General features: G+C 73.1%; 13 protein-coding genes. 6 read left to right on the top strand and 7 right to left on the bottom strand.

Annotated features, from left to right (window positions below):
* From ABD308_RS19385 to ABD308_RS19365, 5 genes are all read left to right on the top strand, one after another.
* Positions 1-1,076: acyl-CoA dehydrogenase family protein (locus ABD308_RS19385; RefSeq protein WP_344336232.1), on the top strand; the 1,076-nt coding region annotated here is incomplete at its 5' end.
* Positions 1,077-1,123: 47 nt separating this feature from the next.
* Complete coding sequence (locus tag ABD308_RS19380; RefSeq protein WP_344336225.1) at positions 1,124-2,197, top strand: 3-oxoacyl-ACP synthase III family protein; 1,074 nt, start codon at positions 1,124-1,126, stop codon at positions 2,195-2,197.
* Positions 2,194-3,246 (top strand): beta-ketoacyl-ACP synthase III, encoded by a 1,053-nt coding sequence (locus ABD308_RS19375; RefSeq protein ID WP_344336221.1) that lies wholly within the window; start codon positions 2,194-2,196, stop codon positions 3,244-3,246. Before ABD308_RS19380 ends, ABD308_RS19375 begins: the two co-directional genes overlap by 4 nt.
* Entirely contained in the window at positions 3,239-3,478 is a 240-nt protein-coding gene (locus tag ABD308_RS19370) for an acyl carrier protein (RefSeq protein ID WP_344336218.1), read from the top strand. The genes ABD308_RS19375 and ABD308_RS19370 overlap by 8 nt, the downstream gene beginning before the upstream one ends.
* Positions 3,478-4,707, top strand: coding sequence for a beta-ketoacyl-[acyl-carrier-protein] synthase family protein (locus tag ABD308_RS19365; protein WP_344336262.1), 1,230 nt, complete (start codon positions 3,478-3,480; stop codon positions 4,705-4,707). The genes ABD308_RS19370 and ABD308_RS19365 overlap by 1 nt, the downstream gene beginning before the upstream one ends.
* A gap of 63 nt (positions 4,708-4,770) precedes the next feature.
* Here the strand turns inward: ABD308_RS19365 and ABD308_RS19360 are convergent, their stop codons facing one another.
* Positions 4,771-5,106 (bottom strand): response regulator transcription factor, encoded by a 336-nt coding sequence (locus tag ABD308_RS19360; RefSeq protein ID WP_344336215.1) that lies wholly within the window; start codon positions 5,104-5,106, stop codon positions 4,771-4,773.
* 508 nt (positions 5,107-5,614) lie between these two features.
* Between ABD308_RS19360 and ABD308_RS19355 the strand changes: the two genes are divergently transcribed.
* Positions 5,615-6,508, top strand: coding sequence for a hypothetical protein (locus ABD308_RS19355; protein ID WP_344336212.1), 894 nt, complete (start codon positions 5,615-5,617; stop codon positions 6,506-6,508).
* A 146-nt stretch (positions 6,509-6,654) separates the two neighbouring features.
* Here the strand turns inward: ABD308_RS19355 and ABD308_RS19350 are convergent, their stop codons facing one another.
* The 6 genes from ABD308_RS19350 to ABD308_RS19325 all read right to left on the bottom strand — a co-directional run.
* On the bottom strand, positions 6,655-7,872 hold the full coding sequence (locus ABD308_RS19350; RefSeq protein ID WP_344336210.1) for an acyl-CoA dehydrogenase family protein: 1,218 nt from the start codon (positions 7,870-7,872) through the stop codon (positions 6,655-6,657).
* A gap of 43 nt (positions 7,873-7,915) precedes the next feature.
* On the bottom strand, positions 7,916-8,176 hold the full coding sequence (locus ABD308_RS19345) for an acyl carrier protein (RefSeq protein ID WP_344336209.1): 261 nt from the start codon (positions 8,174-8,176) through the stop codon (positions 7,916-7,918).
* Positions 8,173-9,243 (bottom strand): beta-ketoacyl-ACP synthase 3, encoded by a 1,071-nt coding sequence (locus ABD308_RS19340; RefSeq protein ID WP_344336207.1) that lies wholly within the window; start codon positions 9,241-9,243, stop codon positions 8,173-8,175. Before ABD308_RS19340 ends, ABD308_RS19345 begins: the two co-directional genes overlap by 4 nt.
* A 10-nt stretch (positions 9,244-9,253) precedes the next feature.
* Positions 9,254-10,306 (bottom strand): beta-ketoacyl-ACP synthase III, encoded by a 1,053-nt coding sequence (locus ABD308_RS19335; RefSeq protein WP_344336204.1) that lies wholly within the window; start codon positions 10,304-10,306, stop codon positions 9,254-9,256.
* Positions 10,303-10,482 carry a hypothetical protein gene (locus tag ABD308_RS19330; protein ID WP_344336201.1) on the bottom strand — a complete coding sequence of 60 codons (180 nt, stop codon included), beginning with the start codon at positions 10,480-10,482 and terminating at the stop codon, positions 10,303-10,305. Before ABD308_RS19330 ends, ABD308_RS19335 begins: the two co-directional genes overlap by 4 nt.
* Before the next feature lie 116 nt (positions 10,483-10,598).
* On the bottom strand, positions 10,599-11,355 hold a 757-nt coding region (locus tag ABD308_RS19325; RefSeq protein ID WP_344336199.1), incomplete at its 5' end, for a carbamoyltransferase C-terminal domain-containing protein.

The raw sequence follows: 11,355 nt of genomic DNA, 5'->3' as shown, positions 1-11,355 counted from the left end.
CCCCCGTCTCCCTCACCTACGCGCGGCGGCGGCGGACGTCGGGGCGGCTCGCCCCGGGAGCGGCCGTGCTCGACTACCGCAACCAGCAGCAGGCCCTGCTGGAAGCCCTCGCGACGGCCTACGCCGTGACCGTGCTGGCGAACACGGCGGTCGCCGTCCGCAGCCGGGAGGCGGCGGGCGGTCCCTCGGTCCGGAGCACTCCGCCGTCCGGGCCGGACGTCGCGTCCTCCCCCTGGGTCGCGGTGAACCGCACCCTCTCGTTGATCAAGGCATCCGTCTCCTGGGAGGGCGCCGAGGCCATCGACGCCTGTGTGCGCGTCGGCGGCGCCCATGCGCAACTCGACGCCAACCGCCTCACGTCGTACTCCGCGCTCGCCCGGCTGTTCAACGCCGGCGGCGGCGACAGCGGGCTGATCGCCGTCGACGCGGCCCGCTCGCTGGCCGCCGAGGAACCGCGGCCGGAGCCTCCGGGCGGCGCGCCGGCCTGCCCGCCCGCCGACCTGCTTGATGTGCGCGGCTGGGTGGAGCTGGCCGAGGCGCGGGAGAACGCCCTGCAGAGGACCCTGCACGCGGAACTGGCCCAGGGGCCCGAGGCCGGCTCCGCGGAGTACTTCGCGTTCTGGAACGACCGCATCCCGGCGGGCCTGGAGCTGACGGCGGCACACACCCACCGGCTGACGCTGGAGGCCTTCTCCGACGCCGTCGACGGCCTGCCCGACCGTCGCGCCCGCGAAACCGTCGCCCCGCTGTGCGCGCTCTACGCGCTGCGCGCCCTCCGCGCGCACGCCGGCTGGTACGTGGCCCGGGGCTGGCTGGAACCGGCCGGACTCCACCGGCTCGCCGCACGGTTCAACCTCCTGTACGACTTGATCCTTCCCACGCTGCCGGACCTGATCGGGGCCTTCGCCGTTCCCCCGGCCGTGCTGGCGGCGCCGATGTCGACGCCCGGCTACGTGCGGGCGCTGAGCGCCGGACCGGCGCCCGGCGACGTCGACCGGTCCGACCTCCCGGCCTGCGTCATCTGCGAACAGCCGCGGGAACCGGAAGGCCACGTCTGCTTCATCGTCGCGTTCTGAGCCGCCGGACACCCCGAAGCCACCACCTCCGGAAAGAGGACACCACCGTGTCAGCAGGTCCCGTCCCCATCGGAGTCCTGGGCACCGGCACCTACCTGCCCCCGACCGTCGTCACCAACGAGGAGATCGCCGCGCTGACGGGCACGAGCGCCCGGTGGATCGAGGAACGCACCGGGATCAGACGGCGGCGCCGCGCCCTTCCTGGGCAGGCCTCCTCCGACCTGGCCGCCGCAGCGGTACAGGCCGCCCTGACCGACGCCCGCCTCGACGTCGGCGACCTGGACCTCGTCGTCCTGGCCACGTCCACGCCCGACGAACTCGGGCCCTCCACCGCCTGCCGGGTTCAGTCCCTGCTCGGCGCGGACCGGGCTGTGGCCTTCGACGTCTCGGCGGCCTGCTCGGGCTGGCTCTTCGGGGCCCGGGTGGCGGTCGACTGGCTGCGCGCCGAGACCGGCGCCCGGTACGCCGCCGTGGTCGGGGTCGAGACGTACTCCCCCTTCGTCGACGCCTCCGACCGGGCCACGGCCGTCCTGTTCGGCGACGGCGCCGCAGCCACCGTCCTCGGCCCGGTGGCAACCGGTGGGTTCGGCCGGATCCGGCTGGGATCCGACGGCACCCGCGCCGATCAGGTGCTGATCCCGGCCGGGGGGAGCCGGATCCCCGCCACCGGGCGGACCGTGGCCGGCAAGGACCACCGGATCCACATGCAGGGACGCCAGCTGGCCTCGTTCGTCAACGGGGTCTTCCCCTCGCTCATCGGGTCCGCCCTCGACGACGCCGCCCTGGGCTTGTCCGACATCGACCTGGTGGTGGCGCACCAGCCGAACCCCGCGATGCTGCGCGACGTTGCCCGGCGGTGCGGGGTGCTGCCCCGCCAGCTGGTTGTCGCCGGCCGGGACGTGGGGAACATCGGTGCCGCCTCCATGCCGTTCGCGCTCGCCCAGGCGGCCCGGGCCGGTCGCACGACTCCCGGCGCGCGTGTCCTCACCCTCGCCTTCGGCGCCGGTCTCACCTGGGGCAGCACCGTCCTCACCTGGGCGGCGCCGGCCGCCACCGCCCCCGGCGGCCCCGTCGCCGCACAGCGCCCGCTCGAAGCCCCGATCCCGAGGGCCACCCCATGACACGGCCCGCGGCTGTGATCGCCGGCCTGGGCAGTTGCCTGCCCTTGCGGAGGATCACCAACGCCGACCTCGTGCAGGAAGGCCTGAACACCTCCGATGAATGGATCCGGACCCGCACCGGAATCCGCGCCCGGTACCGCGTCGCCCCGGGAGTGGGCACTGCCGACCTCGCCGTCGCCGCGGGGCGGGCCGCGCTGCACTCGGCCGGCCGCACCACCGCGGCCTGCGTCCTGGTGGCGACCACCACTCCCGACCGGCCCTGCCCGGCCACCGCCCCCGAGGTCGCCGCCCGCCTCGGGCTGTCCGGCACTCCCGCGTTCGACCTCGCCGCGGTCTGCTCGGGTTTTCTCTACGCGGCTCAGGTGGCCTCCGCGCTGCTGACCTCCGGCACCTTCGACAGCGCCCTGGTGGTCGGCGCCGAGACCTACTCCGCCATCGTCGACCCACAGGACCGCGACACTGCGGTCATCTTCGGTGACGGAGCCGGCGCCGTCCTCCTCGAACGGGGCACCACCGCGGACCCTGGTGCCTTCATCCGGTTCGACCTCGGCAGCGACGGCACGCACAGTGACCTCATCGAGATCCCATCCGGCGGATCACGCAGACCGCGCCGCCACGGCGACACATCGGAGGCGGACCACTTCTTCCGGATGCGCGGGCGCGAGGTCTACGGGCAGGCGGTGCTGCGGATGACGGCCTCCGCCCGCACCGTCCTCTCCCGTGCCCAATGGCCCGCCGCCACCGTGGAGGCGTTCATCGGGCACCAGGCGAACCAGCGCATCCTCGACGCCGTCGCCCAACGGCTGCTGCTGCCACCCGAGCGCTGCCACGGAAACCTACGACACGTCGGCAACACCGCCGCCGCGTCGATCCCCCTCGCCATGGCCGACGCGGCCGCCTGCCACCTGGTCGGACCCGGCGCGCGCACCCTGCTCACCGCCTTCGGCGGCGGCCTCACCTGGGGATCCGCCGCCCTGACCTGGCCCGCTGCCACCGCGTTCCACCTCCCGCCGGAACCACGCCCGCCCCAAGGAGAGCAGCATGAGTGACATCCGCGACCACCTCGTCGCCCTGCTCGGCGACACCTTCGAGGTGGACCCGGCCACCATCCGCCCCGACGCCACACTGAGCGAGCTCGGACTCGACTCCCTCGGGGTGGCGGAGCTCCTCGTCGTACTCCAGGAGCGGTGGGGCGTCCCGCTCGACGAGGGTCTTGGCGGAGACGACCTCACCGTCGAGAGCCTGACCGCAGTCGTGACCGAGCTCCGGGCCGACACGTGATCACGCCCGCCCACCCACCGATCGCCATCACCGGCATCGGGCTGGTCACCCCCGCCGGAATCGGCCGCGAGGCCACCTGGGAACGGGTGTGCTCGGGAATTCCCACCGCGGCCCGAGACCCCGCCCTCACCGGCCTGCCCGTCGACCTCGCCTGCCGCGTCCCCGACTTCGAGCCGGCCCGACACCTTCCCGGCGTCACTGTGCGCCACCTCGACCGCTACAGCCAGTTCGCCCTGCTGGCCGCGCGTGAGGCCGTCGCCGACGCCGGACTCGACCCCGCCACCTGGGACGGCGACCGGACAGCCGTGGTCATCGGCAGCGCCGCCGGCGGCGTCGCCACTCTGGAGCACCAGCACTCCCGGCTCCTCGAACTGGGCCCGGCCCTGGTGTCCCCGCTCACCATGCCGATGTTCCTGCCCAACATGGCGGCCGGGTACCTGGCCATCGACCTCAACGCCCACGGTCCCGTCGTCCACACCAGCACGGCCTGCGCCTCCGGAGCCACCGCGATCGCAGCCGCCGCGGACCTCCTCCGGACAGGCGCCTGCGACGTCGTGGTCTCCGGCGGTGCCGACGCCATGATCACCCCGCTCTGCGCGGCCGCCTTCCACCGCCTGGGAGCGCTGTCCCGGCGCACCGACGACCCGGCCTCCGCCTCACGCCCCTTCGACGCCGACCGGGACGGCTTCGTGCTGGCGGAAGGAGCGGGCGTCCTCGTCCTCGAACGGGAGGCGGACGCCCGGCGGCGCGCGGCCGCCCCGTACGCACTGCTGGTGGGCCACGGCGCTTCCTCCGATGCCCACCACCTGGTCAGGCCCGACCGCTCGGGGGCCGGAATCACCCGCGCCCTGCTCACGGCGCTCGCGGACGCGGACGTCCGGTCCGAGGAGGTCGACCACGTCAACGCCCACGGAACCGGCACGCCCCTGAACGACATCACCGAAGCCCGGGTGCTGGCCCGCGTACTCGGGCAGCGCGGCGCGGTCACGTCCACCAAGGGCGTGACCGGCCATCTGATGGGCGCCGCCGGAGCGGTCGAAGCAGCGCTCACCGCGCTGACGCTCAGCCACCAGTTGATCCCACCGACGGCGAACCTCCATCGCCTCCAACCGGGCATCGCCGTCGACATCGTCGCCCGGCACGCCCGCAGCACCCGACTCCGCTTCGCCGTCAGCACGTCGCTCGGATTCGGCGGCCACAACGCCGCGCTGGTACTGCGGGCGGCATGACCCGCTCCGGTGCCCGCGCCGCGGCAGCCTCCGGTCCGGGCACCGGTCCGGTTGCCACGTGGCTCAACTCGCGGAACCGTCCCGTTCCTCGGCCCGAAGCCGCAGTCCCGTGCCAGGGGCCGTGGCCGAACCCGTGCCGGACGACTGCCGCACGACCGCGACAGCCGCACCCGCCCGGGTCGCGACCCCCAGCTTGCGGTAGATCACCCGGAGGTGGGCCTTCACGGTGTTCTCGGACAGCGAGAGCCGCCGAGCGATCACCCTGTTGGAGTGCCCCTCGGCCAGCAGCCTGGCAACCCTCATCTCCTGCGGCGAGAGCCGCGCCTCGCGCTTCGCCGCGCATGCCGGCGCCGAACACGCCTCCAGCTGCCCGGAGATCCGGGCCAGCACTCCGGACATCTCGGTCAGTGTGGCGTCCAAAGAGATCAGCAACGGTAGGAGGTCGTCACTTCGGCTCCGGGCCTCGTGATCCGGTGTCGTACTCACTTCTGTCCCCTCATCCGCAGCAGTCATTCCGCCACCGCCCCGGCCCGGTCAACGCTCTGGCCGCGCTCCGTTCCTCCATGTGAATGGCTCCCTCTTCCGATCGCTACGGACAGCTGAGCATTTGGCGCGACCATGGCGTCGGGCCCCTGCCGTGCCCGCTCGCCGCCAGGAAGGAAGCACTGTGAACAGATCACGGCTCACTGAGACGTTCGACGCCGTCGAAGAACAAACGGACCGTCTGCTGGTACTGAGCCGGTTCGTCCATCCCGACCGCGGAGAGGTCCACTGCCCTGCCGCTCCGCTCATCGCCGCGTGGCTGACCCGGCAGGGCCTCCCGGCGGCTACCGCCGGATTCGGTCGGGTGACCCGTCCGACCTCAGCCTCGCCGGCCACGGCCACGGCGCGGCAACATGCCGGGAGCGTGACGGCCACCACCTACATCGACCTCGACGGCCGTGTGGTCGGGATCGCGGTGGCCGCACCCGCCCACCACACCGACCTCGCGACCCGCACCGTCGCGACCTGGTCCCGGACACTGCGGACCCGCCGAGTTCTGGTACCTCTCGGTGACCTGCCCTGCGGCCCGCCACCGGCCACCGAACCAGCACTTCCCGGCCCGCGGCCCGGCCCTCTCCATCCCCTTTCGGAACACCTCGACTGCCCCCGAAGGGCCCGCACCCGAGCAGTTCTCGGCTCCTACCTCGACCGTGGCGACACCGTCCTCCTGCTGGGGTCCGAGGCCGAGCAGGAGCACCACTGGCGTGAACGGGCCGGCCTTGGAAGCGCGGACGTCATCTCCGTCCCGGACCCGGTCTCCGCCGGCAAGGTCACGGTGCCGGCCCCCGAACGGCTCTCGTTCGTCATCGGCTCCTGCGCCCGTCTCGACGATGTCCCGGCTCTCCTTCGCATCCTTCGCCGCCGCTTCCCGATGCTGCGCGGACAGCACCCCGACCTTTGGTGCTACGCGGCATCCGACCTTCTGCGTATGGCCCGGACGGTTGCGGACCGAAGCGATCTGACCCTGCTCCTGGGCCCCACCGCACACTTCGGCGCGCCCTCGGACCGCCGCGCCGTCCGACGGATCGACACCCTCGGCGACCTCTCGCCCTCGGACGTCGCCGACGCCGCCACCATCGCGGTCATCGGCGCGGGGACGTCCGCCGAGTCGTCCGACACGGCCGTCATCACGGCTCTCTCCGGTCTCGGACCGCTGAGTGTCGTCCACCACCGAGCGCTGTCCGCCGTCGTGACGGACATCGACAAGGCCGCACCCCCGACTGCCGCTGCCGACCGAATCGCCGGCCAGGGGCGGTAGGCGCCCCTCCGCGGCGGACCGGCGGGGAACCCCGCGCCGCACCTTGCGGTGCGGGCACGGGGCGGTCGCCCGCCCGCCTGTCAGGCCCGCGAGCCAGTCGCAGCGGTCCTGTTCGGCCGCCTACCCCCTGGACAGCTAGATGCTGGTCAATCGCGGACCCAGTGCCGGTAGAGCGCATCGTCCGGTCGGAAAGCGGTGGCCACCACTTCCCACATCATCTCGTCACTGCCGCCTCCCAGCCGGTTGACCTTCAGGTCCCGCCACAGTCGCTCCAGTGGGGTCGCGTCCTCGTCGTATCCCCGGCCGCCGAAGAGGTGGGCGCACTCGCCCACCACCTGTTCCCCGAGCCGGGCGGCCGTCACCTTCAACGCGGCTGCCTCGTGCGCCGGAACGGTTCCGGTCGCGGTCATCTCGACGACCGTCGCGTACAGCCCTCGCCGCGCGACCCGTGTCCGCGCGGCGAGGTCGGCGACACGCAGGCGCAGCGCCTGGTGTCGTATGAGCGGGGCGCCGAACTGGGTCCGACGCCGCAGGTGGGTGATGGTCAGGTTCAGTGCGAGGTCGAGCGTCCCCAGGGTCTGGGCCGCGAGTGCCAACCGTTCGTAGGCCAGCCCGGCCCCGACGGCCGCCAGGCCGCTGCCCGGCGGTGCCAGCAGGGCGTCGTCGTCGACGAGCGCGTCGACGGCGAGGCGCGCGGTTTCCAGGCTGCGCAGGCCTGTGGTCGCCAAGCGTTTGACGACGGTGATTCCCTCGCGCGGGACCAGAGCGAGCGCCGGCCCTTCGGCACCGCGGCAGAGCACCAGGGCGTGGTCGGCGGCGGCTCCGGGTGAGACGAACCACTTGACGCCCCGTACCCGCCAACGATCACCCTCCCGGGTCAGCTTGGTACCGACGGCCGACAGGTCCGAGCCGACGTGCTGTTCGGATGTCGCGACGCAGCAGACGGTTCTCCCGGACAGTGCTGACCGCAGCACCTCGCCGGTGTGATCGCTTTGGCCGAACCGCCGAAGGAGTGCGACCGCCGCTTCCAGGTGCAGCCCGATGCCGATGCCGATGCCACCGAGGCCGGCCCGGCCCAGTTCCTCCGCGAGGACGACGGAGCGCCCGAGGTCGCCGTGGACGCCGCCCGACCAGCGTTCCTCGTACAGTCCCGCGGCGCCGAGGCTCGCGACGGCGGAGCGCGGGAAGCGGCGGTCGCGTTCGGCCACCGGGAGCAGTGGTGCGACCTGCTCGCGGAGCAGGGTGCGTACGCGTTGCCGGAACTCTCCGACCTGGTGGCTTGCCCGGCCGAGCGCGAGTTCGCTGCCTAGGTCGGCCGGGTGTGCGGCTGTCGGCGGCGCCGGAGGGCGCGGGCTCGGCGTCATGGTCGTGTCCTCTCTGATGCGGGGCGGGCCGGACCGGCAGGGGTCATGTCCCGGCGGTGTCCGGGGCTTCGGTGACGGACTGCGTCCGCGCCGCGGCGACGAGTTCGGCGAGGGTGGTCTGCGGCGGCATCTCGCTCTCGTCGAGGTCGACGTCCCAGTCGTCCTGCAGGGTCATCAGCAGTTCGACGAAGGCCAGCGAGTCGAGGCCGAGATCGGCCAGGGTCGCTTCCGGGCGGATGAGCCCGGGGTCGATGTCGAACTTCTCGGTGAGCCTGGAGGACAGGTGCGCGAAGTGGTGGTTCACGGGGCGGCTCCTTGGTGGTCGGCGTGGTGCGGGGAGCGGGTGAGCGGCCGGGCTTCGGGAAAGTGGAGGGTGTGCGCCCCCCACGCCAGGCCCGCGCCGAAGCCGCCGAGGAGGGTGCGTGCGCCGGGTCGCACGAGGTTCCGTTCCGCCGCGTCGGCCAGGGCCAGCGGGATGGAGGCCGCAGCGGTGTTGCCCACGTGGCGGAGGTTTCCGTGGCACCGGGCTGCGGGCACGCCTAGCCGCCCGGCGACGTCGTCGATGATGCGTTGGTTGGCCTGGTGGCTGACGAAGGCCTCGACGTCGTCGGCGCTCCAGCGGGTGCGGTCGAGCGCGGCGAGCGCGGAGGCCGTGATCCGCCGTACGGCCTGGGCGTACACCGCTTTGCCGTTCATCACCAGGTAGAAGTCCTTCCGGGTGGTGCCGGGGCTGCCGAAAGGAGTCCGGGAACCGCCGGCGGGAACGCGTACGAGGCCGGTACGGGAGCCGTCGGTGCCCAGGTCCTCGGCGAGCAGGGCACCGGGCTGCGAGGCGGTTCCGGGGCGCAGGAGGATCGCGCCGGCGCCGTCCCCGAAGAGGATCGCGGTGTCGCGGTCGTGCGGGTCCACCAGTGCGGTGGTGTAGGTCTCGGCGCCGATGACCAGTGGGTGGGTGTAGAGGCCTGCGGTGACCAGCCCCTTGGCGAGGGTCAGCGCGTACAGGAAGCCCGCGCAGGCGGCGTTGACGTCCAGGGCCGGTACCGCTTCCAGGCCCATCCGGTGGGCGACCTCGGGTGCGGTGGCCGGGCACCGGTGGTCAGGGGTGGTGGTCGCCAGCAGGAGGATGTCGGGTACGAGGGGGGAGCCGGCGAGGTTTCGGGCGGAGTCGAGCGCGGCCCGTCCCGCCGCGGTGGCGAGGTCGCCGGTGCTGGTTCGAGGGTCGGCCATGTGGCGGGCGGCGATTCCGGTGCGCCGCAGAATCCATTCGCTGTCGGTGGCGAGCCCGTTCTCCTCGACGAGTCGAGAGTTGGGCACGACCCGCTTGGGGAGGCTGGAACCCAGCCCGCACAGGACGGCGGCGGGCATCGGCATGGTGTACTCCTCAACGCAGGGCGCGGGCGGTGCCCGGCAGTTCGGGCCAGACGAGGGTGGTGGCCGCCCAGGTGAAGCCGGCGCCGAACGCGGCGAGCAGGAGCCGGTCGCCGGGTTTGATCCGGCCCTCGGCGGCGTCCTGGGCGAGCAGGACCGGGATGGACGCGGCCGAGGTGTTGCCGACGTGCTGGATGTTCGCGGCCATCCGCTCCGGAGGGATGCCGAGTTTGCGGCGGACCGCGAGAAGGATGTGGACGTTGGCCTGGTGGGCGATCACCCGGTCCACGTCGGCCGGTTCCCATCCGGCTCTCGCGAGTGCCTCCCGGGCGGCTGCCGTCATGCGTCTGACCGCGTTGCGGAAGACCTCCGGGCCTGCCAGCTTCAGGTAGCGCTGCTGTCCTGAGCCGTGTGCTCCGGGTACGGGGTGCCGGGCACCGCCGCCGGGGACGGCGATCCAGTCGCTTCCGGCCCCGTCGCTGCCGAGGACCACCCGTCGGATAGCACCCGGCTCGTGCGGTCGGCCGGCTCGTACGACCGCCGCTCCCGCTCCGTCGGCGAAGATCGCCGAGGTCGCCGGGTCCGTCGGATCGACGATGGAGGTCAGTGTCTCGGCGCCGACGACCAGGACGCGCTGAGCGGTTCCGGCCGCGACGAGGCCGTCGGCCACCGCCAGGCCGTACAGAAACCCGCTGCACGCGGCCGCCAGGTCGAACGCGGCGGCGCCGGTCAGGCCGAGACGGGTGGCGACCTCCGGCGCGGTGGCCGGGGTGATCCGGTCCGGTGTCGTGGTGGCCACGACGACCGTGTCGATCCGGTTCCTGGCGTCGGGTGCCGCCTCCCCTGCGGCTGCGGACTCCATGGCACGCCGTCCGGCCTCGACGGCGAGGTCGGAGGTCGCCATTCCGGCGTCGGCCACGTGTCTGCCGGCGATACCGGTCCGGCTGCGGAGCCACTCGGCGGTGACGGCGACGCGCACAGCCAGTTCCTCGTTGGTCATGACCGTGGGTGGCAGCCAGTGGCCGATGCCCGCCAGCACGGCGCTGCGCGGCCGGGTGTCGTTCATCGTCGTTCCCCGTCCGGGCCACGGCGATCTCGGTCGGCCTGGTGGTCCCAGTAGTCCCAGTAGTCGGGGGCGGCGGGGTTCCAGCGCCGCCGCAGCGGATCACGCAGCAGTCTGACCGGCAGCCAGAAGGGCACGAAGACGAGGAAGTAGAAAGGCAGCAGGATCAGGAGGGCCACAGGGTCACACACCTCTCACCGGATCACCGGACAGGTACGACGACGGGGTGCTACGGGGTTCGAGGCCGTGGCGCGGGGTTGCCGCGCCGTGGGGCGGCACTGACGGTCGGACCACGTCAGTCGAGCGGTATCTCCTCCCGCCAGTTCCCGGCTTCGTGCCAGTCGGGCTGCCGCTCCTTGTGAAGCAGGTGTCCGCCGAGCGCGAGCAGGTCGAGGCCGGTCCGCATGAAGCAGGCATAGGCGTCCTCGGGCGTGTGCACGATCGGCTCGCCACGGACGTTGAAGGACGTGTTGACCAGGACCGGGCAGCCGGTCAGGTCGCGGAAGGCGCTCAGCAGCCGATGGAACAGGGGCGAGGTCTCCGCCTCGACGGTCTGCACGCGGGCGGAGCCGTCGACGTGGGTCACGGCGGGCAGCGTGGACCGGGGGAACTTCAACAGGTCCTGCCCGGTGAGGCCGGCCGGCTCCGGTCCGTCCACCCGCCGGGCCTTGGCGACCTCGGCGACCAGAAGCATGTACGGGCTGGTCCGGGGGCCGAGGTCGAAGTTGTCCCCGGCGTCCTCGGCCAGGACCGCCGGGGCGAAGGGGCGGAACGACTCCCGGAACTTGATCTTGAGGTTCATGGTGCTCTGCATGGCGGGATCCCGGGGGTCTCCCAGGATCGAGCGGGAGCCCAGCGCCCGCGGACCGAACTCCATCCTCCCCTGGAACCAGCCGACGACCTTCCCGTCCGCCAGGGCGGCGGCGACCCGTTCGACGAGCGCCTGCGGCCCGAGGCGCTCGTACGGGACGCCCCGGCCGTCGAGGAAGGCACCGATCTCCTCGTCGCCGAACGCCGGCCCGAGCAGCGCGCCCGCCATGGCGTCCCGTCGG

It is taken from the genome of Kitasatospora putterlickiae (assembly GCF_039527695.1).
GTDB classification, from domain to species: Bacteria; Actinomycetota; Actinomycetes; order Streptomycetales; family Streptomycetaceae; genus Kitasatospora; species Kitasatospora putterlickiae.
Note: the sequence above shows the minus strand (reverse complement) of the source record. Positions and strands in the feature narration are given on the sequence as shown.